Source organism: Streptomyces sp. NPDC048606 (assembly GCF_040650855.1).
Lineage (GTDB): Bacteria > Actinomycetota > Actinomycetes > Streptomycetales > Streptomycetaceae > Streptomyces.
Genome location: NZ_JBEZIB010000016.1, coordinates 40199 through 65687, shown reverse-complemented (window position 1 = coordinate 65687; position 25489 = coordinate 40199). Strand labels below are relative to the sequence as shown.

Below are 25489 nucleotides of genomic sequence, written 5' to 3'. Positions count from 1 at the left end.
GGACCCCACCGCGAGGAGCGGCATGATGTACCCCGTGCCTCCCGCCCACCCCCTGCGCCGGACCCCCGTCCAGCAACGCAGCGCCGACCGCCTCGCCCGGATCCTCGACGCCTGCGCCGAACTCCTCGACGAGACCGGCTACGAGAACCTCAGCACCCGGGCCGTCGCCGTACGCGCCGGAGTGCCCATCGGCTCGGTCTACCGCTTCTTCGGGAACAAGCGGGCCATGGCCGTCGCCCTGGCCCACCGCAACCTGGACCGCTACGCCGACGGCATCGAGAAGCGGCTCTCCCTCCTGCCGGCCACCCACTGGCGGCCCGTCGTGGACGCCGTGCTGGACGAGTACCTGGCGATGAAGCGCAGCGTGCCCGGCTTCGCGCTGGTCGACTTCGGGGTGCCCGCGCCGCCCGCGGAGGGGCCGGCCTCCGACCCCAACCACCTCGTCGCCTCCCGCCTCACCGAGCTGCTCTGCGCCCACCTGGGCCTGACCCCGGACGCGGCCCTGGCGCGGGCCGTGCTGGTCAGCGTGGAGGCGACCGACGCCCTGGTGCAACTGGCCTTCCGCAACGACCCGGCCGGAGATCCCGACCTCGTCGCGGAGACCCGGGCGATGATGCACGCCTACCTGGCCCGCGTCCTCGACTGACCGTCCGCGCCCCGACCGCCCCACGCGCCCCGACCGCCCCGCCGGCCCCGCCCCCAGACCCCGCCCCCGGACCCCACCGGTCCGGCCTCCGCCCGGTCGGGGTTGCGCACACCCCTCCCCATCCTCCCGACTGGTCGGTATGCTCGGGCCCCGTGCCGTGCCGTCCGCCGCACCAGGAGGGCTCATGCCCCGCACCGCCCCGCGCATCTGCCCCCTCTGCGAAGCCACCTGCGGCCTCACCCTCACCATCGAGGGCGCCACCGTCACGGGGGCCCGGGGAGACCGCGAGGACCTCTTCAGCCGCGGCTTCATCTGCCCCAAGGGAGCCGCCTTCGGCGCCCTCGACGCCGACCCCGACCGGCTCCGCACCCCCCTCGTCCGCCGCTCCGGCCGGCTCCGCGAGGCCGGCTGGGAGGAGGCGTACGCGGCCGTCGCCGAGGCGGTACCGGCGCTCGTGCGCGCGCACGGACCCGGCGCGGTGGGCGTGGTCCTCGGCAACCCGAACGTCCACACGATGGCCGGTGCCCTCTACCCGCCGCTCCTCCTGGGCGCCCTCGGCACCCGCAACCTGTTCACGGCGAGCACCCTCGACCAGATGCCGAAACACGTCTCCAGCGGGCTCCTCTTCGGCGACCCCTTCGCCATCCCCGTGCCCGACCTCGACCGCACCGACTTCCTGCTGCTCATCGGGGCCAACCCGGTCGAATCCAACGGCTCCCTGTGCACCGCCCCCGACTTCCCCGGGCGGCTCAAGGCCCTGCGGGCCCGCGGCGGCACGCTCGTCGTCGTCGACCCGCGCCGTACGCGCACCGCGGCCCTCGCCGACCGGCACCTCGCCCCGCGCCCCGGGAGCGACGCCCTGCTCCTGGCCGCGCTCGCGCACACCCTGCTCGCGGAACGGCTCGCGGCCCCCGGAGCGCTCGCCGAGCACCTGGAGGGCCTCGGGGAACTCACCACCGCCCTCGCCCGTTTCACACCCGAGACCGTGGCCCCCGCCTGCGACCTCCCGGCCGCCGACATCCGCGACCTCGCCCGCGCGCTGGCGGCGGCGCCCACCGCCGCCGTCTACGGGCGGATCGGCAGCTGCACCGTCGAGCACGGCACGCTCGCCGGTTGGCTCGTCGACGTCCTGAACATCCTCACCGGCAACCTCGACCGGCCGGGCGGGGCGCTCTTCCCCCTGTCCGCGACCGGCCCGCGCCCCCGTCCCGCCGGCCCCGGCAAGGGATTCGCGCTCGGCCGCTGGCACAGCCGCGTCGGCGGTCACCCCGAGGCGAAGAGTGAACTGCCCCTCGCCGCACTGGCCGAGGAGATCGACACCCCGGGCGAGGGTCGCCTGCGCGCCCTCGTCTGCATCGCCGCCAACCCGGTCCTCTCCGCGCCCGACGGCCGACGGCTCGACGCCGCCCTCGCCGGCCTCGACTTCATGGTCAGCGTGGACCCGTACCTCAACGAGACCTCCCGCCACGCCCACGTCGTACTGCCCCCACCCCCGCCTTCCCGCAGCGCGCACCACGATTTCGCCCTCAACGGCTTCGCCGTCCGCAACCAGGTCCGCTACACCCGCGCCGCCGTTCCCCTCGAAGCCGACCGGCTCGACGAATGCGAGATCCACGCCCGTCTCGTCCTCGCCGTCTCCGGCCGGTACGGCGAGGTCGAGCCGTCCGTCGTCGACGAGTCGGCCCTTCGCGGCGCCCTGGCCCGGGAGACCTCGGACCCCCGATCGCCGCTGCACGGCGAGGACCCGGCCGCTCTCGCCGGGCTGCTCACCGGCGAGAGCGGCCCGGAGCGCCGACTCGACCTCATGCTCCGACTCGGGCCCTACGGCGACCTGTTCGGCGCGCCCGCCGCCACGAACCCCGACCACCCCGACGCCCCCCACCGCCCCGAAGGGGCGCGAGGCGCGGAGGATCCGGCGCCGCACGGGCTGAACCTGGAGCGGCTCCTCGCCCACCCGCACGGGATCGACCTCGGGCCGCTGCGGCCCCGGCTCCCGGGCGTGCTGAGGACCCGCAGCGGCAGGATCGAGCTGCTCCCGGACCCGATCGCGGCCGAACTCCCGGCGCTGGCCGCGACCCTCACCGACCGCCCCGCCGCCCTGGTGCTCGTGGGCCGCCGCCACCTGCGGTCCAACAACAGCTGGATGCACAACGTCCCGGCCCTGGTCGGAGGTTCCAACCGGTGCACCCTCCAGGTCCACCCGCGGGACGCGGACCGGCTCGGCCTCGCCGACGGCGGACGGGCGCGGATAACCTCCGACGGTGGCAGCCTCGACGTGCCGGTGGAGGTCACCGAGGCCGTCCGTGCCGGGGTGGTGAGCCTGCCGCACGGCTGGGGCCACGACCGGGAGGGCACCCGCCTCACGGTGGCCGGCGCCGTGCCGGGGGTCAACGTGAACCAGCTCCTCGACGGCAGCCGGCTCGACCGGCTCTCCGGCACCGCCGTGCTCAACGGTTTCCCCGTCACCGTCACACCCCTGCCCTGAGCTGGGGTTTTGCTCGTATTGCTCACGCGTGGACGTCTTGTTGGGGCCCGGAGGCGACACCTACGTTCCCTGCATGCTGACCTTCCTCGGCTTCGCCATGATCGCGACCTTCCTGGTCCTGATCATGCTGAAGAAAATGTCGCCCATCGCGGCGCTCGTCCTCATCCCCGCGCTCTTCTGCGTGTTCGCCGGAAAGGGCGCGCACCTGGGGGACTACGTCATCGACGGCGTCGGCAAACTGGCCCCGACCGCCGCCATGCTGATGTTCGCCATCGTCTACTTCGGCGTGATGATCGACGTTGGCCTGTTCGACCCGATCGTCCGGGGCATCCTGCGCTTCTGCAAGGCCGACCCGATGCGGGTCGTCGTCGGTACGGCGGTCCTCGCGGCCATCGTCTCCCTCGACGGGGACGGCTCGACCACCTTCATGATCACCGTCTCGGCGATGTACCCGCTCTACAAGCGCCTCGGCCTGAGCCTGGTCGTCATGACGGGCGTCGCGGCCACCGCCAACGGCGTCATGAACACCCTGCCCTGGGGCGGCCCCACGGCCCGCGCCGCCACCGCGCTCAAGCTGGACGCCGGCGACATCTTCGTCCCGATGATCCCGGCCCTCGCCGTCGGCCTGCTGTTCGTCTTCGTCCTCGCCTACGTCCTGGGCGTCCGCGAACGCCGCCGCGTGGGAGCGCTGGCGATCCCCGGCGAGGGAACCGTCGAGGGGATCACCGAGGAGGCCCTCGTCACGACCGGCGCCGGCAAGGCCACGGGCACGGGCAAGGCGACGGGCAAGGACAAGGCCGCGGGCGATGGCGTCGGCCCGGCTCCGGCCCCGGCTCCGGCCGGCGGAGCGCTCGCCCCCGGCGCCGCGACCCCCGCGGGCGACCGGGAGGGCGACGACGGCGACGGCTTCCAGGGCCTGGACCCGCACCGGCCCACCCTGCGCCCCCGCCTCTACTGGTTCAACGCGGGCCTCACGATCGCCCTCCTCACCGCGATGATCATGGAGCTGCTCCCGATCCCGGTGCTGTTCCTGCTGGGCGCGGCCCTCGCCCTCACGGTGAACTTCCCGCACATGCCCGACCAGAAGGCCCGCATCGCCGCCCACGCGGACAACGTCCTGAACGTCGCGGGCATGGTCTTCGCGGCGGCCGTCTTCACCGGCGTCCTCTCCGGCACCGGCATGGTCAAGAGCATGGCCGACTGGCTGGTCGGCGCCATCCCCGAGGGCATGGGCCCGCACATGGCCCTGGTGACCGGCCTCCTGAGCCTGCCCCTGACCTACTTCATGTCCAACGACGGCTTCTACTTCGGCGTCCTGCCCGTCCTCGCCGAGGCGGGCGCGGCCCACGGTGTGTCCCCGCTGGAGATCGCCCGCGCCTCCCTCGTCGGCCAGGCCCTGCACATGTCGAGCCCGCTGGTTCCGGCCGTCTACGTACTCGTCGGCATGGCCAGGGTCGAGTTCGGCGACCACACCCGCTTCACCGTGAAATGGGCGGCCCTCACCTCTCTGGTGGTCCTCGGGGCGGGGATGCTTTTCGGCATCGTCTGAATCGCCGACCCCCTGGCGCGCGAAAAACTACCGACGCTAGTTTGTAGGGTGTTGGCCACGTCATCAACGCGCTCGTGCGTGCTCGGGAGGAATGCCATGAAGGCACACGACGGGATGTACATCGGCGGGGAATGGCGCCCCGCCGCCGGAAACGACCGGATCGAGGTCGTCAACCCGGCCGACGAGCAGGTCGTGGCCTCGGTCCCGGCGGGCACCCCCGAGGACGTGGACGCCGCCGTACGCGCCGCCCGCGCGGCCCTCCCCGCCTGGGCCGCCACGCCTCCGGCGGACCGGGCCGCCCTGGTCGGGGCGGTGCGCGACAGGCTCGCCGCCCGCCGGGCCGAGATCGCCGAGACCGTCACCGCCGAACTCGGCTCGCCGCTCGGCTTCGCCGACGCCGTACACGTCGGCTCGCCGATCGCGGTGGCCGCCTCCTACGCCGAGCTGGGGGCCTCGTACGCCTTCGAGGAGCGCCTCGGGAACTCCACGGTGCTGCTGGAGCCGGTCGGCGTCGTCGGGGCGATCACCCCCTGGAACTATCCCCTGCACCAGGTCGTTGCCAAGGTGGCGCCCGCACTCGTCGCCGGCTGCACCGTCGTCCTCAAGCCCGCTGAGGACACCCCGCTGACCGCACGGCTCTTCGCCGAAGCCGTGCACGAGGCGGGCGTCCCGGCGGGGGTCTTCAACCTCGTGACCGGCACCGGCCCGGTCGCCGGCCAGGCCCTGGCCGAACACGAGGGGGTCGACCTCGTCTCCTTCACCGGCTCGACAGCCGTCGGCCGGAAGATCGGCGCCATCGCCGGCGCCGCCGTCAAGCGCGTCGCCCTCGAACTGGGCGGCAAGTCGGCGAACGTCATCCTGCCCGGCGCCGACCTGGCCAAGGCCGTCGCGGTGGGCGTCGGCCACGTCATGAACAACTCCGGCCAGAGCTGTAACGCGCTCACCCGCATGCTCGTCCACCGCGAGCGGTACGAGGAGGCCGTGGCCCTGGCGGCCACCGCCGTCGCCAAGTACTCCCTCGGCGACCCCCTCGACCCCGCCACGCGCCTGGGCCCGGTCGTCAACGCCGGCCAGCGCGACCGGGTGCGTTCGTACATCGAGCGCGGCGTCGCCGAAGGCGCGCGCCTGGTCGCGGGCGGCCCCGAAGCCCCCCGGGAGCGCGGCTACTTCGTCGCGCCGACCGTCTTCGCCGACGTCACCCCCGACATGACCATCGCGCAGGAGGAGATCTTCGGCCCGGTGCTGGCGATCCTCCCCTACGAGGACGAGGACGACGCCCTGCGCATCGCCAACGGCACCGTCTACGGCCTGGGCGGAGCGGTCTGGGCGGCGGACGAGGAGAGCGCGGTGGCCTTCGCCCGCCGCATGGACACCGGCCAGGTGGACATCAACGGCGGCCGTTTCAACGTGCTCGCGCCCTTCGGCGGCTACAAGCAGTCGGGCGTGGGTCGCGAGCTGGGTCCGCACGGCCTGGGGGAGTACCTCCAGACCAAGTCCCTGCAGTTCTGACCCGCCCGCGCGGCTTTGCCCCACCACCCCACCGTCCGCCGGGCCCCGCCCGCCCGGCACCGAAGACACGGAGACGACGACCATGGTCCGCGCCGCCATCCTGCCCGCCGTCGGAGCCCCGCTGGAGATCAGGGAGATCGTGCTCCCCGAGCCCGGTCCCGGCCAGGTCCGGGTGCGGCTCGCCGCGGCCGGCGTCTGCCACTCCGACCTCTCCCTCACCAACGGCACCATGCGGGTGCCCGTCCCCGCCGTCCTCGGCCACGAGGGCGCGGGCACGGTCCTCTCGGTCGGCGAGGGCGTCACGCACGTGGCTCCGGGTGACGCCGTCGTGCTCAACTGGGCGCCCTCCTGCGGGGCCTGCCCGCACTGCCTGATCGGCGAGGTCTGGCTGTGCGCCGAGGCCCTGACGGGCGTCGGCGCCGTCTACGCGCACGACGCCGAGGGGACCCCGCTGCACCCCGGGCTCAACGTGGCCGCCTTCGCCGAGGAGACCGTCGTCGCGGCGAACTGCGTGCTGCCCGCGCCCGCCGGGATCCCGCCGGTCGAGGCCGCGCTCCTCGGCTGCGCCGTCCTCACCGGGTACGGGGCCGTCCACCACAGCGCGCAGGTCCGCCCCGGGGAATCGGTGGCCGTGTTCGGCGTCGGCGGGGTCGGCCTGGCCGCGCTCCAGGCCGCCCGGGTCGCGCAGGCGGGGCCGATCGTCGCCGTGGACGTCTCCCCGGCCAAGGAGGAGCTGGCCCGCGCGGCCGGGGCCACCGACTTCGTGCTCGCCTCCGACGCCACGCCCCGGCAGATCCGGGCGCTGACCGCCGGAGCGGGCGTCGACGTGGCCGTCGAATGCGTCGGCCGCGCGGAAACCATCCGCGGGGCCTGGGAGTCCACCCGACGGGGCGGGCGCACCACGGTCGTCGGCATCGGCGGCAAGGACGAGCGGGTCTCCTTCCACGCGCTGGAGATCTTCCACTTCGCGCGCACCCTCACCGGCTGCGTCTACGGCAACAGCGACCCCGCCCGCGACCTGCCGGTCATCGCCGAACACGTCCGCGCGGGCCGGCTCGACCTGGGCTCGATGGTCACGGACCGCATCACCCTCGACGGCATCCCGGCCGCCTTCGACGCCATGCTCGCCGGCAAGGGCGGCCGTTCCCTGATCGTCTTCTGACGCCCCCGACCCCGCCCCCGCCCCCGGACGGACCGCCGTACGGGAGGACCGCCGTACGGGCGCACGGGCGGACGTCGGCCGGACCCACCCCGGTCGGCGCCCGCCCCGTGCGCCCCTCTGTCCTGCCCGGCGTACCCGAGGCGCCCGCCCCCGCCCCTACTCCGGCGTCCGCTCCCCGGGCAGGGCGGCGAACTGGAGGGCGAGGCCGTCCAGCAGGGCCGTCAGGCCCGTCTCGAAGGCCCCCTCGTCCACCTCGCGCCGTCGCTCCGCCAACAGGTGGGCCTGCCCCAGGTGGGGGTAGTCCGCCGGGTCGTAGGCGCTCTCGTCGTCGACGAACCCCTCGGCGAAGGAACCCACCGCCGAGCCCAGGATGAAGTACCGCATCAGCGCGCCGATCCGCGTCGCGTGCCCCGGCGGCCAGCCGGCCTCCGTCATCGCCCCGAACACCGCGTCGGCCACGCGCAGTCCGGCCGGGCGGCGCCCCGGACCGCGCGCCAACACCGGGACGATGTTCGGATGGTCCGACAGCGCGGCCCGGTAGGAGTGCGCCCAGTCGTGCAGCGCCTCGCGCCAGTTCCGGCCGTCCCCGGCCTCGAACATCGACAGGTCGACCCGCGCGCTCACGGCGTCCGCCACCGCCTCCAGGATCGCGTCCTTCGTCCGGAAGTGGTTGTACAGCGAGGGCCCGCTGACCCCGAGCGCGGCCGCCAGCCGCCGCGTCGACACGGCCTCCAGCCCTTCCTCGTCCACCAGGGCGCCCGCCGCCTCGACGATGCGGTCTCTGCTGAGGAGGGGCTTGCGCGGTCTGGCCATGCGCCACATAGTAGGCCTGCCGCCATAAACTACCGGTGCTAGTTAAAGTGCCGGTTCCGCGCCCCGGAGGGACCCGTGAACCTGGAGCTCAGCGAGGAGCAGGAGGCCGTCCGCCGGCTCGCCCGCGCCTTCAGCGACCGCGAGATCGCCCCGTACGCCGCCGAGTGGGACCGCGCCGAAAGCGTGGACCGGTCGATCGTGAAGAAGCTCGGCGACCTCGGCTTCCTCGGCCTCACCGTCCCCGAGGAGTACGGCGGCTCGGGCGGCGACCACCTGTCCTACGTCCTGGTCACGGAGGAACTGGGTCGCGGCGACTCCTCCGTGCGCGGCATCGTCTCCGTCTCCCTCGGTCTGGTCGCCAAGACGCTGGCCGCGTGGGGGAGCGAGGACCAGAAGCGCGCCTGGCTGCCCCGGCTGTGCTCCGGCGAGGCCCTCGGCTGCTTCGGCCTGACCGAGCCCGGCACCGGATCCGACGCGGCCTCCCTCACCACCCGCGCCGTGCGCGAAGGGGACGCCTACGTCATCAGCGGCAGCAAGATGTTCATCACCAACGGCACCTGGGCCGACGTCGTGCTCCTCTTCGCCCGCACGAACGACACCCCCGGCCACCGGGGGATCTCCGCCTTCCTCGTCCCCGCCGACAGCCCGGGCCTCACCCGCCGGGAGGTCCGCGGCAAGCTCGGCCTGCGCGGGCAGGCCACCGCCGAACTCGTCCTCGACGCCGTCCGCGTCCCCGCCTCGGCGATGCTCGGACCGGAGGGCAAGGGCTTCTCGGTGGCGATGTCGGCCCTGGCCAAGGGGCGGATGTCGGTGGCGGCCGGGTGCGTCGGCATCGCGCAGGCGGCACTGGAGGCGGCGGTCGCGTACGCCGCGCGGCGCGAGCAGTTCGGCAAGCCGATCGCCCATCACCAGCTGGTGCAGGAGCTGATCGCGGACATCGCCGTCGACGTGGACGCCGCCCGCCTGCTGACCTGGCGCGTCGCCGACCTCGTCGACCGCGGCCGGCCCTTCGCCACCGAGGCCTCCACGGCCAAGCTCTTCGCCTCCGAGGCCGCCGTGCGCGCCGCGGGCAACGCCCTCCAGGTGCACGGCGGATACGGCTACGTCGACGAGTACCCGGCCGGCAAGCTGCTGCGCGACGCCCGCGTGATGACCCTCTACGAGGGCACCAGCCAGATCCAGAAGCTGCTGATCGGGCGCGCCCTCACGGGGGTCTCCGCCTTCTGAGCGCACCCGCCGCGAGTATCCGACCGGGTGCGGCGCGAAGGGCGGCTGAGTACCGGGGTGAGTACGCGCGCCCATGTGCGCGGGGCGCCGCGCACCGATCCTGGGGCCATGAACGAGACACCGGTCAAGCAGCAGAACACGGGGGCGTACTACGGCCAGGCCGTCGCCTCCTTCGGCATCGCCCTCGGCGCGGTGTCCCTGGGGATCTTCAACCTGGACGCCGACGCCTGGGTGCGGGCCTTCCTCGGCATCGCCGTCCTCTACCTGACCACCTCCGCCTTCACCCTCGCCAAGGTCATCCGCGACCGCCAGGAGGTCACGCAGATCGTCTCCCGGGTCGACCAGGCGCGGATGGAGAAGCTGATGACGGAGTACGACCCCTACTCCGCGACCCGCAAGCAGCCGCCCGCCCGCGAGTCCTAAGCGCTTGCTCACCTTCGGGTAGGGTGTTCCTTTCCCGCGGGTCCGCCCGGCCCCGCGGGGCTTCCTGTACGGCGAAGAGGGTGGGCGAGCGATGGAGAGCGCGGCGGAGACCGGCGGCTACCGGCCGTGGTCGGAGGTCACTCCCGACGCCGCGCGGCGGCTGCTCGTCGCCGCGGTCGAGGCCTTCGCGGAGCGCGGCTACCACGCGACCACCACGCGCGACATCGCCGGCCGCGCGGGCATGAGCCCGGCCGCCCTCTACATCCACTACAAGACCAAGGAAGAGCTCCTCCACCGGATCAGCCGCATCGGGCACGACAAGGCGCTGGAGATCCTGGAGACCGCCGCCGACGGGGCGGGGAGCGCCGCCGATCGGCTCGACGGGGCCGTGCGGTCCTTCGTCCGCTGGCACGCCGCCCACCACACCACCGCGCGCGTGGTCCAGTACGAGCTCGACGCCCTCGCCCCCGAGCACCGCACCGAGATCGTCGCGCTGCGCCGGCAGAGCGACGCCGCCGTGCGCCGGATCCTCTCCGACGGCGTGCGGGCCGGTGAGTTCGACGTCCCCGACGTGCCCGGCACCACCCTCGCCGTGCTGTCCCTGTGCATCGACGTGGCCCGCTGGTTCAGCGCCGAGGGCACCCGTACGCCGGACGAGGTCGGCGGGCTCTACGCCGACCTCGTGCTGCGCATGGTGGGCGCCCGGGCTCAGAAGTAGTACCGCGACACCGATTCCGCCACGCAGACCGGCTTCTCGCCGCCCTCGCGCTCGACCGTCACGGTGGCCGCGACCTGCACCCCGCCGCCCGCCTCGGTGACCGCCGTGATCACGGCCGTGGCCCGCAGGCGCGAGCCGACCGGCACCGGGGCCGGGAAACGGACCTTGTCCGTCCCGTAGTTGATGCCCATGCGCATGCCCTCGACCCGCATGACCTGCGGCACCAGGCTCGGCAGCAGCGACAGCGTCAGGTAGCCGTGCGCGATGGTGGAGCCGAAGGGGCCGTCGGCCGCGCGCTCCGGGTCCACGTGGATCCACTGGTGGTCTCCGGTCGCGTCCGCGAAGAGGTCGATCCGCTTCTGGTCCACCTCCAACCACCCGCTCGGGCCCAGCGGTTCGCCGACCCCGGCGCGCAGTTCCTCGGCGGAGGTGAAGATCCTCGGTTCGGCCATGCCCTGCCCCTGTCTTCCACAGCTGGATGAATAAGCGCTTGCTCAGCATGCTGGGGCCGTATGTGTATGTCAACGGACGCCCGGCTACGCTCGGTGGCGTGCCGCAGATTCCCGAAAAAGTCCACGAACTCACCGTCGGCCAGCTGTCCGCCCGCAGCGGAGCGGCCGTCTCGGCGCTCCACTTCTACGAGACCAAGGGCCTCATCAGCAGCCGCCGCACCTCCGGAAACCAGCGGCGCTACACCCGTGACGCGCTGCGCCGGGTCGCCTTCGTGCGGGCGGCGCAGCGCGTGGGCATTCCGCTCTCCAGCATCAGGGACGCGCTCTCCCAACTCCCGGAGGAGCGCACCCCCACGAAGGAGGACTGGGCGCGCCTGTCCGAGAACTGGCGTGCCGAGCTGGACCAGCGCATCAATCAACTCGGGCGGCTGCGCGACCACCTGACGGACTGCATCGGCTGCGGCTGCCTCTCCCTGGAGAACTGCGCCCTGTCCAACCCGGACGACGTCTTCGGCGAACGGATCACCGGCTCCCGGCTGTCGTCGTAGGCGCGGGCGCGGGCGCGGGCGCGATCGTGGTCCCGGGCGCGTGCGCGATCGGGGTCCCGGTCACGGGGGAGGGGACCCCCGCGGCACCGGCCGCGCGGGCCATCTCCTCGCGGGCCGCCGCGACCAGCTCGGCGTTGGAGCGGGCGGGCGCCCCGTCCGGCAGGCGCAGCACGTCACCCACGCCGATCCGCGCGTCCGCCCCGCACCGCGCGGCCGCCCGCAACACGGTCCAGGCGGCGGCCTCCCGGCCGAACAGCATGATCCGCACCGGCGGCAGCCGGCACAACCCGGCCAACGCCGCCGCGTCGGCCGGTTGCGCCACCAGCCGGACCGGCCCCCGGTCGGGCGCGGCCCACTCCAGGAAGCGGGCCAACGGCTCCGGACCCGCCCCGCCGCCCAGCGGCACCACCGCGTCCACCGCGATCCCGCGCGCCAGCAGCGCGCCCGCCACGTCCCGGGCCCCCGGCTCGCCGAACCGTACGGTCGCCCGCTGCGGCAGCACCGTCCACGACCGCACCCGCTCGATCCGCGCCCCGGGATCCGGCTCCCCGTCGGCGTCCGTCGGAACCGACAGAGGTACGCGCACCCCCGCGTCGCGCAACTCCGCCAACAGCGGCCCCACCACACGGGCCGACAGGCTCACCCGGCCGCACGGGGTCCTGGGGTGCACCAGCACCTCCCCGGCCCCGGCGGCGACCGCGGCCGACGCCGACCGCGCCAGGTCCCGCGGCGACATCGGCACCGCCGGCCCGTCGGCGCCGCCGCGTTCGCCGTTCAGCACCACCTGGAGCGAAGAACCGCCCCGGGGCAGGCCCGCGAAGCCGCCGAGCCCCGCGCCGTACCCCGCCCCCGCAACGCTTCCCGCCCGGGCGCTCACGCCGCGCCCGCCGACGCCCTGTGCACCGCCGGCGCGTCCGCCAGCGCCGGTCTGGGCACCACGATCCCGCACCCCCCGCACACCGGCCCGTCCCACGCCCACGCCCCGGCCCACGACCCGGGCCCCGACAGGGCGCTCGGCCAGCTCAGCTCCCGCTCCCCGCACACCGGGCACGCCGTCCCCGGCTCCGACTCCAGCGCCCTCACCAGCCGCCGCAGCACCTCGCCCAACGTCCCCTCCGGCCGCACCCCGGGATCCGCGCACCGCACCACCGCGTCCCCGCTGCCGCCCCACGCCCACTCCGGCCTGCGCACACCGTCGTGCTTCTCCCGTCTGCGCCGGGCCGCGAACTGCCTCTCGTACTCCAACCAGACCGCTCGGGCGTCCTCCAACTCCTCCAACGCCGCGACCAGCCTGAGCGGATCCGCGCCCCGGTCCTCGGGGGCGATCCCGTGCCGGTCGCACAGGTGCCACCACGTGGCCCTGTGCCCGTACGGGGCGAACCGTTCCAGGCAGCGGCGCAGCGAATGGCGCCGCAGGGCCCGGTCGTTGCGCGCGTCGCGCACCTGATAGGCCAGACTCCGAAAACCCGCCATCGCACCTTCACCTCCGCCGTGCCCCTGCCCCACACCTGAGTCCGCGCTACCCCGTCGAACGAAGCAGCCCTCCCCGACGTGCCCAACATGCCCTGTCGGATGTGGGCGCATGCGGGGGCGGTCGAGGCGTGCGGGTGGCACATGGCCGGAAGTCAGCGCCCCATGCGCCCCGCCGCCACCACGATCCGGGCCAGCTCCTCGTGGCAGATGTCGCTGTGCGCCCCCGACGGGGCGCCGCCCCGCCGCACCACCGAGCCCGCGTCCACACTGACGCAACCGGTCGACGGCAACCCCCCGCGCAGGGCGGCGTCGAGGGTCAGCCGCGGCGCGCCCGGCACGTCCCGGACCCCGTCGTGCCCGATCGCGCCCCACCGCGCGTCGAAACCGAGCAGTCCGGCCGAATCCCCCGCCATCCGGGAGGCCATCGGATAGAAGAGCCGCAGCGCGGAGTCGTGGGGGGAATGGCAGGCCACCACCGGTCCGGTCACCCTGCGCTGGAGCCCCGCCAGGGCCCCGCCGCGCCGCGTGTCGTGGGGCAGCCGGCCGCTGAAGGCGTAGTGCGAGAAGGCGCCCTGGAGCAGGGTCAGGGAGCCGAGGTGGCGGGAGCCGTCCGGGGCCGCGCGCAGCGAGAAGGAGACCAGGCGGGCCCCGAAACTGTGGCCGATCAGGTGCACCCGCAGGGCGGGCCGGCGGCGGGCCAGGTCGGTCAGGAGCGGTCCGAGCCCCCGCTCCCCGACCACCCCGGCCCGCTTCTTCATCTCGTAGTACGAAGCCTGGCGCAGCAGCTCCTTGGCCCCGCCCCACAGGGCCCGCAGCCCGCCGCCGAGCGCGTACCCGGTGGCCACGCCCCCGGCTCCCTCGCCGTCGGCCACCTCGCCCCCGCCCCCGCCACCATCCCCGGCGCCCGCCTCGGACAGGGCCCGCGCGAGGTCCCGGCACACCGTGAGCACGTCCAGCGCGAACAGGGCCGGCACCTCCACCGCGGCGGCCGTCGCGGCCCCGTCCACCCCGGCCAGCTCCCGTACCAGCGCCCCGAACTCCACGAGCGCCGCCTCCGACTCCGGCCGCTCCTCCAACAGTTCGGCGACCCGGTCCAGCTGCGCCTCCCGCCCCGGCCAGAACTCCCCGAGCGCCCGACGGGTGCCCGGATCCAGGGCCGTCCCGTACCCCGGCTCGGCCAGGGCGCCGGGCGGGTCGAAGTCGGGTATGGGCTCGTCGGAGAACCGGATCGAGGGCCACACCACCCCCACGTACCCCAGCCGTACCCCCGTCCCCACCAGTCCGGGGAACGGGGCGAAGAACCGGTCGAACAGGCGGATCGAGGTCGCGCGGTCGCTGTTCCACCCGTGGGCGAAGACCAGCAGGTCCGTTGCCTCGATCCGGGCCACCGCCTCCCGCGTCGTCGGATCCACGTCCCCGTGCGCGTCGAAGACCAGCTCCCGGTACGGACCCACCCCGATCCCGATCCCGCCCGCGGCCCCGGCCACGGCCCCCGCCCCGGCAGCCGATCCCGCCCCGGACCCGGGCCCCGCCCCGAACCCGAAGCCGAACCCGAACCCGCCCACGGCCCCGATCCCCGCCATGACGTCCCCCTCCGCGCCGCGCCTCCCGTGTCGTCCGCAGCATCCCGCCGCCCGCCCTTCCCGACCAGCCCCGCGGCACCACCGGTTCGGGGCCCGCTCACGGGTAGAGCAGGTACTCCTCCCGCATCGCGGCGAACCGCGCCAGCCCCGCCGCCCAGTCCGCCGCGACCTCCTCGACCCCCGCCCCCGCGTCGACCAGGGTCCGCACCCGGTCCGTGCCGGTCAGCCGGTCGATCCAGTGGTCCGCCCGCCACTCGAAGCCGCTCCACACCCGCCGCGCCGTCACCAGCAGCCCGATCCCCGCCCGGACCGGGTCGAAGGCCTCCCGGTCGTGCACGACCAACCGGACCCCGCCGCACACCTTCCCCGCGTGCTTGGAGAAGGACGGAGTGAACCAGGTCTCGCGGAACCACACCCCGGGCAGTTCCAACGCGTTCGCCGCCTCCGCCCACCGCCGGTCCACGCCCTGCGCCCCCACCACCTCGAAGGGGGTCGTCGTGCCCCGCCCCTCGGACAGGTTGGTCCCCTCGAACAGGCAGGTCCCCGCGTACGCGAGCGCCGTGTCCGGCGTCGGCATGTTCGGGCTCGGCGGCAGCCACGGCAGCCCGGTCGCCCCGAAGAAGGACTCCCGCCGCCAGCCCGACATGCGCACCGTCCGCAGCCGCGCCGGCTTCCCGCCCAGGAACTCCCCGTTGAACAGCAGGGCCAGCTCCGCCGCCGTCATCCCGTGCGCGAGCGCGATCGGCTCCCGCCCCACGAAGCTCGCGTACGCGGGTTCCAGCACGGGCCCGGCCGCCCGCCGGCCACCGACCGGGTTGGGCCGGTCCAGCACCACGACCGCCTTGTCGGCGAGCGCGGCCGCGCGCATGCAGTCGTAGAGGGTCCAGACGTAGGTGTAGAAGCGCGCCCCCACGTCCTGGATGTCGAAGACGACCGTGTCGATCCCCGCCGCCGTGAAGAGGTCCGCCAGCTTCTGCCCGCTCGCGCCGTACGTGTCGTACACCGGCAGGCCCGTCGCCGGATCGCGCCCCGCGCCCTCCGAACCACCGGCCTGCGCCGTGCCCCGGAACCCGTGCTCGGGCCCGAACACCGCGACCAGGTCGACGCGTTCGTCGGCGTGCAGGACGTCCACCAGGTGACGGGCGTCCGCCGTGATCCCCGTCGGATTGGTGACGACCCCGACGCGCTGCCCGGCGAGCGACGCGTACCCCCCGGCGGCCAGCTCCTCGAAGCCGGTCCGCACCCGGTCCGTCGCGCCGGCGGGCGGCGCGGCCCACGCGGGCGCCCCCGCGCCCACCGCCCCCGCCACGGCCCCCGTGCCCACGGCTCCCGTACCCACGACCCCCGCCAGTCCCAGCACCCCGCGTCGCGACAGCGTCATCCGAACACGCTAGGCCCTCGCCCGCGGATCCGACCCGACCCACGCCGCCCGCACCCCCTTCCGCCGGACATACCGACTGGTTAGTCTGCCGGGATCCCGTTCCATCCGGCAGGACCCGGCGAGAGGTGACCCCATGAGCGAGAGCGGCGCGTACCAGGACCGACGGGTCGTCGTCACCGGCGCGGGCGGCGGCATCGGAGCCGCCCTCGCCCGACGCTTCGCCGCCGAGGGCGCCACCGTCGTCGTCAATGACCTCGACCCGGACCGGGCCGCCGCCGTCGCCGAGGCGATCGGCGAACGGGCCCTCGCCCTGCCCGGCGACGCCTCCACGGTCGCCGAGCGGGCCCGGGAGGCCCTCGGCGGCACGGTCGACGTCTACTGCGCCAACGCCGGACTCGCCTCGGGCGGCGACGCGTTCGCGGACGAGGACGTCTGGGAGGCCGCTTGGGACACCAACGTCATGGCCCACGTCCGTGCCGTCCGCACCCTGCTGCCCCACTGGCTGGAGCGGGGCGAGGGCCGGTTCGTGTCGACCGTCTCCGCGGCGGGACTGCTGACCATGATCGGAGCGGCCCCGTACAGTGTCACCAAGCACGGCGCCCTCGCCTACGCCGAATGGCTGTCGCTGACCTACCGCCACCGCGGCGTCCGGGTCCACGCCATCTGCCCGCAAGGCGTGCGCACCGACATGCTGACCGCCGCGGGCTCGGCGGGCGAACTCGTCCTGGCGCCGACCGCGATCGAGCCGGACGCGGTCGCGGACGCCTTGTTCGACGGCATGGAGAAAGGCCGGTTCTTGATCCTCCCGCACCCCGAGGTGGCGGATTACCACGTCACCCGCGCGAGCGACCCCGACCGCTGGCTGGCCTCCATGAACCACCTCCAGCGGAAATGGGAGGCATCGTGACGACGACACCGCCCCGGCCGGCCGCGACCTCGGCCGGCGCCTCCCCCTACGCCGCCATGCCCTGGCTGGGACGGCTCAGCCCCGCGCAGCGCGCCCCGATCGACCCCGCGCCCAGCGTGCTGCACGCCTTCCGGCGGGCCGTGGCCCGGGCCCCGGAGCGCACCGCCCTGGCCTACTTCGACGGCCGCGTCGACTACGCGCAGGCCGACGCGCTGTCCGACTCCCTGGCCGGCCACCTCGCGGAGCGGGGCGTCGTGCGCGGCGACCGGGTCGCGGTGATGCTCCAGAACACCCCGCACTTCGTGCTCGCCGCCCTGGCCGCGTGGAAGGCGGGGGCCGTCGTCGTCCCGCTCAACCCGATGTACAAGGCCGCGGAGGCCGGGCACATCCTGCGCGACTCCGGCGCGGTCGCGCTGGTCTGCGAGGAGCGCGCGTGGGAGGCGTACCTGCGGGAGACCGCGCGGGACACGGGCGTACGGATCACCCTGACCGCCCGTGACCGGGACTTCCAGACCCGCGACGACCCGCGCGTCCTCCCGGCGCCGACGTCGGCCCCGGCGTCGGCCCCGGCGTCGGCCCCCGCCGTCCCCGGCCCGCGCGCGGACAGCCCCGGACCCGCCCCCGCCGACCTCGCCACCACGGCCCGCCGGGGTCACCCCGCGCCCCCCGACCCCCGCCTCACCGCCTCCGACACCGCCCTCATCAGCTACACCTCCGGCACCTCCGGCACCCCCAAGGGCGCCCTCAACCCCCACGGCGCCCTCACCTACAACGCCACCCGTCAGGTCACCGGCCACCCCCTGCCCGAGGGCTCCGGCTACTTCGCCCTCGCCCCGCTCTTCCACATCACCGGCCTGGTCTGCGAACTCGCCGCCTGTCTCGTCAACGCGGGCACCCTGGTCCTCGCCCACCGCTTCGACGCGGGCACCGTCCTCGACGCCTTCCTCGAACACCGCCCCGCCTACGCCATCGGACCCGCCACCGCCTTCACGGCCCTCGCCGCGCACCCCGCCGCGTCCCGGGACCACTTCGCGTCGTTCCAGGTGCTGTCCTCCGGCGGGGCCCCGCTCCCGCCCGCGCTCGTCGCACGCCTGCGCGCCGACTTCGGCTTCCACCTCCGCAACGGCTACGGCCTCACCGAGTGCACCGCCCCCTGCGCCTCGGTCCCCGTCCACCTCGAAGCCCCCGTCGACCCCGTCTCCGGCACCCTCTCGGTCGGCGTCCCCGGCGCGCAGACCCTCGTACGGATCCTCGACGAGGACGGCGCCGAACTGCCCCTCGGCGAGACCGGCGAGATCGCCGTCCGCGGCCCCCAGGTCGTCCCCGGCTACTGGGGGCTGCCCCGGGAGAGCGCCGAGACCTTCCCGGACGGCGAACTGCGCACCGGAGACGTCGGGTTCATGGACCGGGACGGCTGGCTGTACGTCGTCGACCGCAAGAAGGACATGATCAACGCCTCGGGCTTCAAGGTCTGGCCGCGCGAGGTGGAGGACGTCCTCTACACCCACCCCGCCGTCCGCGAGGCGGCCGTCGTCGGGGTACCCGACCCCTACCGCGGCGAGAGCGTCAAGGCCTACGTGAGCCTGCGTCCGGGCGCCTCGGTCCGACCCGCCGAACTCTCCGCGTACTGCGCCGAGCGCCTCGCCGCGTACAAGTACCCGCGCCTGGTCGAGATCCTGCCTGTTCTTCCCCAGACCACGAGTGGCAAGATCCTGCGACGGGAACTGCGCGAGCGCGGCTGAAAACAGTCGGACGGTCGTACGGTCCGCGTCAGTAGAGCGATCACGAGAGGGAGGCGAGCCCATGGCCGCGAGGAGCACCACGGAGCCCGAGGAAGGCGACCGCGAGATCCCGGTGCCGCAGCGGCTGCTGGCCGTCGCCACCAGGCTGTTCGCCGATCGGGGCTACGACCGCACCTCCGTGCAGGAGATCGTCGAGGCGGCCGGTGTCACCAAGGGCGCGCTCTACCACTACTTCGGTTCGAAGGACGACCTGCTGCACGAGGTGTACGCGCGGATGCTGCGCCTCCAGCAGCAGCGGCTCGACGCGGTGGCCGGATCCGAGGCCCCCGTGGAGGAGCGGCTGAGGTCCGCCGCCGCGGACGTGGTGGTCACCACGATCGAGAACCTCGACGACGCGATGATCTTCTTCCGGTCGATGCACCAGCTCAGCCCCGAGAAGAACAAGCAGGTACGGGCCGAACGCCGCCGCTACCACGAACGGTTCCGGGCGCTCGTCGAGGAGGGCCAGCGGTCCGGGGTGTTCTCCACGGCCACCCCCGCCGACCTGGTGGTGGACTACTACTTCGGCTCCGTCCACCACCTGTCGACCTGGTACCGCACGGACGGCCCGCTGACCCCGCACCAGGTGGCCGACCACCTGGCCGACCTCCTGCTGCGCTCCCTGCGCCCCTGAGTCGGGGAGCTCCGGGCGGGCCGGCAGGCCCGGCGGGCTCGACCCCGCCGGCTCAGCCCAGCGGGAGGACCCGCCGGCCCCAGGTCTCCTCGGCCACCACGGCGAAGGAGACGTACCAGGCGATCCCGGCGCACAGCAGGCCGAGGAGGCCGCCGACCCGGCCGAGGGCGGTGACCTGCGACAGGTCGCCGAGCGCGAGGAAGAGGAAGGTCAGCGCGAGGACGCCGAACAGCAGTCGGTGCGCCAGGTCCAGCTTCAGCGCGGCGATCGCCATGTAGGCGGTGAAGACGAACCAGGCGACGAGGAACCAGCCGGTCGCGACGTGCGCCTGATCGGCCGGCAGCGCGGGGACCACGAACTTCACGTAGCCGGCGAAGGACATCCAGAACGCGCCGTACGAGACGAACGCGGTCGTCGCGAAGGTGTTGCCGCGCCGGAACTCCATGAGGCCCGCGACGAACTGGGCGAGCCCGCCGTAGAAGAGGGCGAGCGGCAGCACGACGGCGCTGAGGGCGGTGTTCGTGATCAGCCCCGAGTTGAAGAGGCTGAGGACGAAGGTGGTCAGCGCGAAGGCGGCCAGGCCAAGCGGACCGGGGTTCGCCAGGCGGGGGGCCTGCGGGGCGGTGGCGGGGACGACGGCGGCCGGGGTCACCGGCGCGGTCGCGGCGGGGGCCGCGGTGGTGCTGGGCATGACGATGTGCACTTTCGGTGGGGGGTATAACGAATATATCGGACCTTCGGAGTGGTCTAAACCACCCGGAAGGGACCCCTCCGACCCCTCCAACCCCGCCGCCCCGCCGTGCCCCCGCTGCCCCTGCCCCCGCCCCCGCTCCTCAGCGGTGCCGCTTCAGCTCCCGGTGGGCCAGCGAGCGCTGGTGCACCTCGTCCGGTCCGTCGGCCAGCCGCAGCGTCCGCGCCGCGGCCCACAGCTCGGCCAGCGGGAAGTCCTGGCTGACCCCGCCCGCCCCGTGCAGCTGCACCGCGTCGTCCAGGATCCGCACCACCGCGCGCGGGGTGGCGATCTTGATGGCCTGGATCTCGGTGTGCGCGCCCCGGTTGCCGACGGTGTCCATCAGCCAGGCCGTCTTGAGCACCAGCAGCCGCAGCTGCTCGACGGTCACCCGGGCATCCGCGATCCAGTTCTGCACGACCCCCTGCGCCGCCAGCGGCTTCCCGAAGGCCGTACGGTCCACGGCGCGCCGGCACATCAGCTCGATCGCCCGCTCGGCCATCCCGATCAGCCGCATGCAGTGGTGGATCCGCCCCGGCCCGAGCCGGGCCTGGGCGATGGCGAAGCCCGCGCCCTCCTCACCGATCAGGTTCGCCGCCGGCACCCGGGCCCCGTCGAAGACGACCTCGGCGTGCCCGCCGTGGTCGTGGTCCTCGTACCCGTACACCGTCATGGCCCGGCGCACCTCGACGCCGGGGGTGTCGCGGGGGACCAGGATCATCGACTGCCGGCGGCGCGGGTCGGCGCCGTCCGGATCGGTCTTGCCCATCACGATGAGGATCCGGCAGTCCGGGTTCATGGCGCCGGAGATGAACCACTTGCGGCCCGTGACCACGTACTCGTCACCCACCCGCTCGATCCGCGTCTCGATGTTCGACGCGTCCGAGGAGGCCACCTCCGGCTCCGTCATCGCGAAGGCGGAGCGGATCTCCCCGGCCAGCAGCGGCTCCAGCCACCGCTTGCGCTGCTCCTCGTCGCCGAACTGCGCGAGCAGCTCCATGTTCCCCGTGTCCGGGGCCGCGCAGTTGGTCGCCATCGGGGCCAGGTGCGGGCTGCGGCCGGTGATCTCGGCGAGCGGGGCGTACTGGAGGTTGGTCAGCCCGGCGCCGTACGTCGGGTGGGCGGGGCCCCCGCCGTCCCCGGAGCCGTGCGGGTCCACGAAGAAGAGGTTCCACAGTCCCCGGCGGCGCGCCTCGGCCTTCAGTTCACCGAACACGGCCGGGGTGTCCCAGGGCGAGGCCAGCCGCGCGCGCTGCCCGGCGGCGACGGCCTCCGCCGGGTAGACGTACTCCTCCATGAACGCGAGCAGCCGCTCGCGGAGTTCCTCGGTCCGGGCGTCGAATGCGAAATCCATGCTGATCGGCTCCTCAGCCTTCCTGGAGGTCCTGCAAAGCGGTCAGGCCGTGCTCGATGAAGACCGGGACCAGTTCCCCGATCCGGTCGAAGCCCGCGCCCACGGTCTGTCCGAGCGTGTACCGGTAGTGGATGCCCTCCAGGATCACGGCGAGCTTGAACCAGGCGAACGCGGTGTACCAGGCGATCGCGCCCGTGTCCCGCCCCGAGCGGGCGGCGTACCGCTCGATCAGCTCGGCCGGCGCCGGATGCCCCGGCGCGCGGCTCGTGGTGCTCACGGGGGAGTCGCCGAGGCCCAGGTCCGAGCTGTACATGACCAACAGCCCCAGGTCCGTCAGCGGATCGCCCAGCGTGGACATCTCCCAGTCCAGCACCGCGCGCACCGCGTCGTCCGGGCCGCCGATCAAGACGTTGTCCAGCCGGAAGTCCCCGTGCACCACCGTCGGGGCGGGGGAGGACGGCAGCGACCGTCCGAGGGCGGAGTGCAGCTCGTCCACCCCGGCCAGCTCCCGGCCCCGGGAGGCCGCGAGCTGCTTGCCCCAGCGGCGCAGCTGCCGGTCGAGGAAGCCCTCGGGGCGGCCGAAGTCGCCCAGGCCCACCGCCTCCGGGTCGACCGCGTGCAGGTCGACCAGCGTGTCCACCAGGCCGAGCACCGCCCGCCGGGTCCGCTCGGGCCCGATCTCCGCGAGCTGCTCCGCCGTCCGGTAGGGGACCCCGTCCACGTACTCCATGACGTAGAACGGCGCGCCCAGCACGCTCTCGTCCTCGCACAGCAGCACGGTTCCCGGCACCGGGACCGCCGTCCCGCGCAGCGCGGAGATCACCCGGTGCTCGCGCCGCATGTCGTGCGCGGTGGCCAGGACGTGGCCCAGGGGCGGCCGGCGCACGACCCAGCGGGAGGTGCCGTCGGTGACCTCGTACGTCAGGTTCGACCGGCCCCCCTCGATCAGCCGGCCGCCGAGCGGCCCGGCGACGAGGCCCGGACGCGCGGCGTCGAGGTGGGCACGCAGGCGGACCGGATCGAGTCCGCGCGGATCCTGCGGATCCCGTGGGGTCGACGTCATGCGGGGCACCTCCGTGGGCTGGGGACGTGGACGACACCGGACTGCTCTCCGGGTCATCATGCCGACCAGTCGGTATGCCGTCCAGAGGGCGGGCCGAAGAACTCCTCGGGCCGAAGGACCCCTCGGGCCGAAGGACTCCTCCGGCCCGAGAACTCCCCCGGCCCGCCTGCGGTCGTACCCGCCGTCACCTCACGCGTGACACAGGATCGGCGTCCCGCCGTTCATCACCGTCATGTCCCGCAGCACCGCCATGATGTCCAGCGCGCAGCCCTCCGGCTCCCCGGCCAGCTCCGCGTAGGCCCGGTGCACGTTCGCCACCAGCCGCTCGCTCTCCCGCCACCCGGCGAACTCGCCGAGATCGGCCTGCCAGGCCGTCTCCAGCGGGGTCAGCCCCTTCTGCCGGCCCTCCCGCGCCAGCTCGGCTACGTACCGCAGGTACCTCTCCGTGGCCTCGTACGCCGAGGGGTCCGTCAGCGGCCCGTGCCCGGGTACGACGGTCTCCGCGTCCAGCGCGCGCAGCAGCTCCAGCGCCCGCAGCGAACCGGACAGCGAGCCCATCGCCAGGAACGGCGTCCCCCCGGCGAATATCAGGTCGCCGGTGAACACCACCCGCTGCGCCGGCAGCCACACCACCGAGTCCCCGGTGGTGTGCGCGACGCCCGGGTGGATCACCCGGACCTCGGTCCCGCCGACGTGCAGCGTCAGCCGGTCGGTGTAGGTGAGGGTCGGAGCGGTGATCTCCACCGACCCGAAGTCCGTGTCGGGCCAGATCAGCTCCAGCTGCCTTCCGGCCGCGAGCTGCTCGGTGCGCGCGTTCTCGTGCCCGACGACGACCGCCCGGTCGGCGAACACCCCGTTGCCGTAGGTGTGGTCACCGTGGTGGTGGGTGTTCACCACCGTGTCCGGGGCAGGCGCCCCGGCCGCCTCGACGGCCGCCCGCAGGGCCAGCGCCCGCCGCTCCGTGGCGGCCGTGTCGACCAGCAGCGTCCGCCCGCTGTCGGAGACGAAGCCCGCGTTGTTCAGGCACCAGCCGCCGTCCGGCTGCACGTACGCGTACACGCCGGGCGCGGGCTGGACGAGGTACGGCTCTTCGACGGTCATGGACGCTCTCCCCGGGTCGTTTTGACGGACGGTCGGCATCCTGCCGGCCGTCGCCGGCCCGGGGGAGGGCGGGTGGCGCGGGGGCGGGCGCCGTCGGGGCCCGCCGGGGGTCGTCAGCGGTTGTCAGCGGCTGTCAGTGGTCGTCGTAGTGTCCGTCGTGCTCGGCGTGCCGGTGCCCGTCGTGCAGGTAGTCGACGTGGTCGCCGTGCGTCACGGACTCGTGGCCGCAGTCCGCGCCGTGCGCGTGCGGGTGCGCCTCGTGCGTGCTGTGCTCCGGGGCCTCGCACTCGTCCCAGTGGCCGGAGTGCTCCCGGTGCAGGTGGCCGTCGTGCGCGTAGTCCACGTGGTCGCCGTGCGGCACCTCCCGGTGCCCGCAGGCCGGACCGTGCGTGTGGGTGTGCGTGGGGTGTTCGTGGTGCAGGGTCGTCATGGCGCCGAGGCTAGACCCGATACGCCCGTCGTGTCCGCTCTGTCCCCCCTCGTGTCGCCCCTCCCGCCGGTTCAGAGGACGAGGGCCACCGCCAGCAGGGCGAGCGCCGCCGTGCACGCCACCAGCGCCGACGCGGCGCGCGGCGCCAGTCCGGGCGGACGCGCCGCCGCCAGGGCCCGGATCCGGCGGTGCGCCACCCCGAGGAAGGCCAGCCAGACGAACGTGACCACCGCCGCGCCGGCCACCTCCACCGGGGAACCGGAGCCGTGCAGCGTCTGCCGGATCGCGAGGACGGCCACCACCGAGGCGGCCAGGGTCGTACGCCGCCACGCCAGCCGCGTCCGCTCGGGCTGCAACCCGGCGTCCCGCGCCTCGCCGCCACCCGCCCCGCCCGACCCGGACGCCGCTCCCGAGCCCGCCCCGAGCCCCGGAACCGGCCGCGCGCCGCTCACCGCCCCGTCGTCCAACCCAGCAGCACGACCACCACCATCGCCACCGCGACCAGCCCCACCCCCAGGCTCAACACCACCGGGAAGCGGGACACCGGCAGGTCCTCGCCCCGGCGCATCGCCCGCTCGCACCGCGCCCAGTGGTTCACCGCCCGCAGCGCGCAGGCGGCGCCCACCGCCAGCAGGGCGAACGCCATCGAGACCCGCACCCCCCAGCGCAGGTCCGGCAGGAACTGGTCCACCGCGAACCCGCCGCCCACCAGCGCCAGCGCGGTCCGGATCCAGGCCAGGAAGGTCCGCTCGTTGGCGAGCGAGAAGCGGTAGTCCGGGGTGTCGCCCTCGTCCCTAAGCCGCTGCGGCGCGAACCAGAGGCGCACGTCCTTGACGAAACCGATCATCGGACCAATCTACGGTGGACGGCCGCGCGAACCCGGAACGACCCCGCCGCCCTCACCCCCGCGCCGCCCCGCCCTCACCCCCGCGCCGCCCCCGACCCCCGCCACGCCGCCAGCCGCCGCCACGCCTCCAGCCCGTCCGGCACCCACGGCCACCGCCCGTCCGCGACCCGCCGGTCGAGCTCCCCGGGCGACAGCCACGCGTGCCAGTCCACCTCCGAGGCCTGCGGAGCCACCGGCCGCCCGCACCGCACCTCGTGCACGTACGACCACCAGGCCCCGCCCGGACCCTCGTACAGGAACTTGAACAGCGGGGTCGGCGCTTCGAGCCCGCTCACCCCCAGCTCCTCCGAGGCCTCCCGCAGCGCCGCCGCCCCGTACTCCTCCCCGGTGCCCAGCACCCCGCCCACGAACATGTCGTAGTGCGAGGGGAAGACCAGCTTCGTCGCCGTCCGCCGGTGCACGAAGACCCGCCCCCGCCCGTCCGTGGCCAGCACGAACACGCACCGGTGGATCAGTCCCCGGCGGTACACCTCGCCCCGTGGCGCCCGCCCGACCACCCGGTCGTCCCGGTCCACCACGTCCAGTACCTCGTCAGCAGCGTTCACGTCCTCATCCAAGCACCGCTGTTGACGGGTTACCGCTCCGTAGCAAAGGATCTGCCCCACCACCGACC

General features: G+C 74.4%; 26 protein-coding genes. 12 read left to right on the top strand and 14 right to left on the bottom strand.

Translation table 11 applies throughout. From position 1 onward, the window contains the following. The first annotated feature begins 25 nt into the window (after positions 1 to 25). The 5 genes from AB0D01_RS18950 to AB0D01_RS18930 all read left to right on the top strand — a co-directional run bounded on the left by AB0D01_RS18950 (position 26) and on the right by AB0D01_RS18930 (position 7351). Entirely contained in the window at positions 26 to 646 is a 621-nt protein-coding gene (locus AB0D01_RS18950; RefSeq protein ID WP_363056740.1) for a TetR/AcrR family transcriptional regulator, read from the top strand. A gap of 184 nt (positions 647 to 830) precedes the next feature. Further along, positions 831 to 3131 carry a molybdopterin-dependent oxidoreductase gene (locus AB0D01_RS18945; RefSeq protein WP_363056594.1) on the top strand — a complete coding sequence of 767 codons (2301 nt, stop codon included), beginning with the start codon at positions 831 to 833 and terminating at the stop codon, positions 3129 to 3131. Positions 3132 to 3204: 73 nt separating this feature from the next. Beyond that, positions 3205 to 4680, top strand: a complete 1476-nt coding sequence (locus AB0D01_RS18940) for a citrate:proton symporter (RefSeq protein ID WP_363056592.1) — start codon at positions 3205 to 3207, stop codon at positions 4678 to 4680. A gap of 96 nt (positions 4681 to 4776) precedes the next feature. Continuing rightward, the gene (locus AB0D01_RS18935) at positions 4777 to 6189 is read left to right on the top strand and encodes an aldehyde dehydrogenase family protein (protein ID WP_363056590.1); all 1413 of its coding nucleotides are present in this window, start codon (positions 4777 to 4779) and stop codon (positions 6187 to 6189) included. A gap of 82 nt (positions 6190 to 6271) precedes the next feature. After that, positions 6272 to 7351, top strand: a complete 1080-nt coding sequence (locus tag AB0D01_RS18930) for a Zn-dependent alcohol dehydrogenase (RefSeq protein WP_363056589.1) — start codon at positions 6272 to 6274, stop codon at positions 7349 to 7351. A 156-nt stretch (positions 7352 to 7507) separates the two neighbouring features. Here AB0D01_RS18930 and AB0D01_RS18925 read toward each other — a convergent pair whose 3' ends face one another. Beyond that, complete coding sequence (locus AB0D01_RS18925; RefSeq protein ID WP_363056587.1) at positions 7508 to 8164, bottom strand: TetR/AcrR family transcriptional regulator; 657 nt, start codon at positions 8162 to 8164, stop codon at positions 7508 to 7510. Between the two features lie 75 nt (positions 8165 to 8239). On the opposite strand from AB0D01_RS18925, the gene AB0D01_RS18920 reads away from it, so the two are divergent. The 3 genes from AB0D01_RS18920 (at position 8240) to AB0D01_RS18910 (ending at position 10532) form a co-directional block, all read left to right on the top strand. Next, the gene (locus tag AB0D01_RS18920) at positions 8240 to 9391 is read left to right on the top strand and encodes an acyl-CoA dehydrogenase family protein (protein WP_363056585.1); all 1152 of its coding nucleotides are present in this window, start codon (positions 8240 to 8242) and stop codon (positions 9389 to 9391) included. Between the two features lie 108 nt (positions 9392 to 9499). Further along, on the top strand, positions 9500 to 9814 hold the full coding sequence (locus AB0D01_RS18915) for a YiaA/YiaB family inner membrane protein (RefSeq protein ID WP_363056583.1): 315 nt from the start codon (positions 9500 to 9502) through the stop codon (positions 9812 to 9814). A gap of 91 nt (positions 9815 to 9905) precedes the next feature. Continuing rightward, complete coding sequence (locus AB0D01_RS18910) at positions 9906 to 10532, top strand: TetR/AcrR family transcriptional regulator (RefSeq protein ID WP_363056581.1); 627 nt, start codon at positions 9906 to 9908, stop codon at positions 10530 to 10532. Here AB0D01_RS18910 and AB0D01_RS18905 read toward each other — a convergent pair. Continuing rightward, a complete protein-coding gene (locus AB0D01_RS18905) occupies positions 10523 to 10984 on the bottom strand; it encodes a MaoC family dehydratase (RefSeq protein WP_363056579.1) in 462 nt (153 codons plus the stop codon). The two genes, AB0D01_RS18910 and AB0D01_RS18905, sit on opposite strands and share 10 nt — an antisense overlap. A gap of 98 nt (positions 10985 to 11082) precedes the next feature. Between AB0D01_RS18905 and soxR the strand changes: the two genes are divergently transcribed. Beyond that, a complete protein-coding gene (gene soxR / locus AB0D01_RS18900; RefSeq protein ID WP_363056577.1) occupies positions 11083 to 11532 on the top strand; it encodes a redox-sensitive transcriptional activator SoxR in 450 nt (149 codons plus the stop codon). Here soxR and AB0D01_RS18895 read toward each other — a convergent pair. From AB0D01_RS18895 to AB0D01_RS18880, 4 genes are all read right to left on the bottom strand, one after another. After that, positions 11507 to 12409, bottom strand: a complete 903-nt coding sequence (locus tag AB0D01_RS18895; protein WP_363056575.1) for a 3-keto-5-aminohexanoate cleavage protein — start codon at positions 12407 to 12409, stop codon at positions 11507 to 11509. The genes soxR and AB0D01_RS18895 overlap by 26 nt on opposite strands. After that, a complete protein-coding gene (locus AB0D01_RS18890; RefSeq protein ID WP_363056573.1) occupies positions 12406 to 13005 on the bottom strand; it encodes a hypothetical protein in 600 nt (199 codons plus the stop codon). Before AB0D01_RS18890 ends, AB0D01_RS18895 begins: the two co-directional genes overlap by 4 nt. Positions 13006 to 13157: 152 nt before the next feature. Further along, positions 13158 to 14588 carry a serine-threonine protein kinase gene (locus AB0D01_RS18885; protein WP_363056571.1) on the bottom strand — a complete coding sequence of 477 codons (1431 nt, stop codon included), beginning with the start codon at positions 14586 to 14588 and terminating at the stop codon, positions 13158 to 13160. Positions 14589 to 14685: 97 nt separating this feature from the next. Next, complete coding sequence (locus AB0D01_RS18880) at positions 14686 to 15969, bottom strand: DUF1343 domain-containing protein (RefSeq protein WP_363056569.1); 1284 nt, start codon at positions 15967 to 15969, stop codon at positions 14686 to 14688. Positions 15970 to 16102: 133 nt separating this feature from the next. On the opposite strand from AB0D01_RS18880, the gene AB0D01_RS18875 reads away from it, so the two are divergent. The 3 genes from AB0D01_RS18875 to AB0D01_RS18865 all read left to right on the top strand — a co-directional run bounded on the left by AB0D01_RS18875 (position 16103) and on the right by AB0D01_RS18865 (position 19291). After that, complete coding sequence (locus AB0D01_RS18875) at positions 16103 to 16876, top strand: SDR family NAD(P)-dependent oxidoreductase (RefSeq protein ID WP_363056567.1); 774 nt, start codon at positions 16103 to 16105, stop codon at positions 16874 to 16876. Next, positions 16861 to 18618 (top strand): AMP-binding protein, encoded by a 1758-nt coding sequence (locus AB0D01_RS18870; RefSeq protein ID WP_363056565.1) that lies wholly within the window; start codon positions 16861 to 16863, stop codon positions 18616 to 18618. The genes AB0D01_RS18875 and AB0D01_RS18870 overlap by 16 nt, the downstream gene beginning before the upstream one ends. Positions 18619 to 18679: 61 nt before the next feature. Beyond that, a complete protein-coding gene (locus tag AB0D01_RS18865; RefSeq protein ID WP_363056563.1) occupies positions 18680 to 19291 on the top strand; it encodes a TetR/AcrR family transcriptional regulator in 612 nt (203 codons plus the stop codon). A 52-nt stretch (positions 19292 to 19343) separates the two neighbouring features. Here AB0D01_RS18865 and AB0D01_RS18860 read toward each other — a convergent pair whose 3' ends face one another. From AB0D01_RS18860 to AB0D01_RS18825, 8 genes are all read right to left on the bottom strand, one after another. Then, positions 19344 to 19982, bottom strand: a complete 639-nt coding sequence (locus tag AB0D01_RS18860; protein WP_363056561.1) for an acetate uptake transporter — start codon at positions 19980 to 19982, stop codon at positions 19344 to 19346. Positions 19983 to 20124: 142 nt separating this feature from the next. Then, positions 20125 to 21375 (bottom strand): acyl-CoA dehydrogenase family protein, encoded by a 1251-nt coding sequence (locus AB0D01_RS18855; RefSeq protein WP_363056559.1) that lies wholly within the window; start codon positions 21373 to 21375, stop codon positions 20125 to 20127. A gap of 13 nt (positions 21376 to 21388) precedes the next feature. Then, entirely contained in the window at positions 21389 to 22438 is a 1050-nt protein-coding gene (locus AB0D01_RS18850; RefSeq protein ID WP_363056557.1) for a phosphotransferase family protein, read from the bottom strand. Positions 22439 to 22627: 189 nt separating this feature from the next. Then, positions 22628 to 23539 (bottom strand): MBL fold metallo-hydrolase, encoded by a 912-nt coding sequence (locus tag AB0D01_RS18845; RefSeq protein ID WP_363056555.1) that lies wholly within the window; start codon positions 23537 to 23539, stop codon positions 22628 to 22630. A gap of 133 nt (positions 23540 to 23672) precedes the next feature. Continuing rightward, positions 23673 to 23969: a hypothetical protein gene (locus AB0D01_RS18840; RefSeq protein ID WP_363056553.1), complete on the bottom strand. Its 297-nt coding sequence runs from the start codon at positions 23967 to 23969 to the stop codon at positions 23673 to 23675. Between the two features lie 71 nt (positions 23970 to 24040). After that, the gene (locus AB0D01_RS18835; RefSeq protein WP_363056738.1) at positions 24041 to 24325 is read right to left on the bottom strand and encodes a DUF202 domain-containing protein; all 285 of its coding nucleotides are present in this window, start codon (positions 24323 to 24325) and stop codon (positions 24041 to 24043) included. Positions 24326 to 24417: 92 nt separating this feature from the next. Then, the gene (locus AB0D01_RS18830; protein ID WP_363056551.1) at positions 24418 to 24816 is read right to left on the bottom strand and encodes a DUF202 domain-containing protein; all 399 of its coding nucleotides are present in this window, start codon (positions 24814 to 24816) and stop codon (positions 24418 to 24420) included. Positions 24817 to 24890: 74 nt separating this feature from the next. Continuing rightward, a complete protein-coding gene (locus tag AB0D01_RS18825) occupies positions 24891 to 25421 on the bottom strand; it encodes an NUDIX domain-containing protein (RefSeq protein WP_363056549.1) in 531 nt (176 codons plus the stop codon). Positions 25422 to 25489: the final 68 nt, after the last annotated feature.

What these genes read in the sequence shown, in the direction of transcription:
- AB0D01_RS18950 (WP_363056740.1), top strand. Translation starts at nt 26, where the DNA reads ATGTACCCCGTGCCTCCCGCCCACCCCCTGCGCCGGACCCCCGTCCAG.
- AB0D01_RS18945 (WP_363056594.1), top strand. Translation starts at nt 831, where the DNA reads ATGCCCCGCACCGCCCCGCGCATCTGCCCCCTCTGCGAAGCCACCTGC.
- AB0D01_RS18940 (WP_363056592.1), top strand. Translation starts at nt 3,205, where the DNA reads ATGCTGACCTTCCTCGGCTTCGCCATGATCGCGACCTTCCTGGTCCTG.
- AB0D01_RS18935 (WP_363056590.1), top strand. Translation starts at nt 4,777, where the DNA reads ATGAAGGCACACGACGGGATGTACATCGGCGGGGAATGGCGCCCCGCC.
- AB0D01_RS18930 (WP_363056589.1), top strand. Translation starts at nt 6,272, where the DNA reads ATGGTCCGCGCCGCCATCCTGCCCGCCGTCGGAGCCCCGCTGGAGATC.
- AB0D01_RS18925 (WP_363056587.1), bottom strand. Translation starts at nt 8,164, where the DNA reads ATGGCCAGACCGCGCAAGCCCCTCCTCAGCAGAGACCGCATCGTCGAG.
- AB0D01_RS18915 (WP_363056583.1), top strand. Translation starts at nt 9,500, where the DNA reads ATGAACGAGACACCGGTCAAGCAGCAGAACACGGGGGCGTACTACGGC.
- AB0D01_RS18910 (WP_363056581.1), top strand. Translation starts at nt 9,906, where the DNA reads ATGGAGAGCGCGGCGGAGACCGGCGGCTACCGGCCGTGGTCGGAGGTC.
- AB0D01_RS18905 (WP_363056579.1), bottom strand. Translation starts at nt 10,984, where the DNA reads ATGGCCGAACCGAGGATCTTCACCTCCGCCGAGGAACTGCGCGCCGGG.
- AB0D01_RS18890 (WP_363056573.1), bottom strand. Translation starts at nt 13,005, where the DNA reads ATGGCGGGTTTTCGGAGTCTGGCCTATCAGGTGCGCGACGCGCGCAAC.
- AB0D01_RS18885 (WP_363056571.1), bottom strand. Translation starts at nt 14,588, where the DNA reads ATGGCGGGGATCGGGGCCGTGGGCGGGTTCGGGTTCGGCTTCGGGTTC.
- AB0D01_RS18880 (WP_363056569.1), bottom strand. Translation starts at nt 15,969, where the DNA reads ATGACGCTGTCGCGACGCGGGGTGCTGGGACTGGCGGGGGTCGTGGGT.
- AB0D01_RS18875 (WP_363056567.1), top strand. Translation starts at nt 16,103, where the DNA reads ATGAGCGAGAGCGGCGCGTACCAGGACCGACGGGTCGTCGTCACCGGC.
- AB0D01_RS18870 (WP_363056565.1), top strand. Translation starts at nt 16,861, where the DNA reads ATGGGAGGCATCGTGACGACGACACCGCCCCGGCCGGCCGCGACCTCG.
- AB0D01_RS18865 (WP_363056563.1), top strand. Translation starts at nt 18,680, where the DNA reads ATGGCCGCGAGGAGCACCACGGAGCCCGAGGAAGGCGACCGCGAGATC.
- AB0D01_RS18860 (WP_363056561.1), bottom strand. Translation starts at nt 19,982, where the DNA reads ATGCCCAGCACCACCGCGGCCCCCGCCGCGACCGCGCCGGTGACCCCG.
- AB0D01_RS18855 (WP_363056559.1), bottom strand. Translation starts at nt 21,375, where the DNA reads ATGGATTTCGCATTCGACGCCCGGACCGAGGAACTCCGCGAGCGGCTG.
- AB0D01_RS18850 (WP_363056557.1), bottom strand. Translation starts at nt 22,438, where the DNA reads ATGACGTCGACCCCACGGGATCCGCAGGATCCGCGCGGACTCGATCCG.
- AB0D01_RS18845 (WP_363056555.1), bottom strand. Translation starts at nt 23,539, where the DNA reads ATGACCGTCGAAGAGCCGTACCTCGTCCAGCCCGCGCCCGGCGTGTAC.
- AB0D01_RS18840 (WP_363056553.1), bottom strand. Translation starts at nt 23,969, where the DNA reads ATGACGACCCTGCACCACGAACACCCCACGCACACCCACACGCACGGT.
- AB0D01_RS18830 (WP_363056551.1), bottom strand. Translation starts at nt 24,816, where the DNA reads ATGATCGGTTTCGTCAAGGACGTGCGCCTCTGGTTCGCGCCGCAGCGG.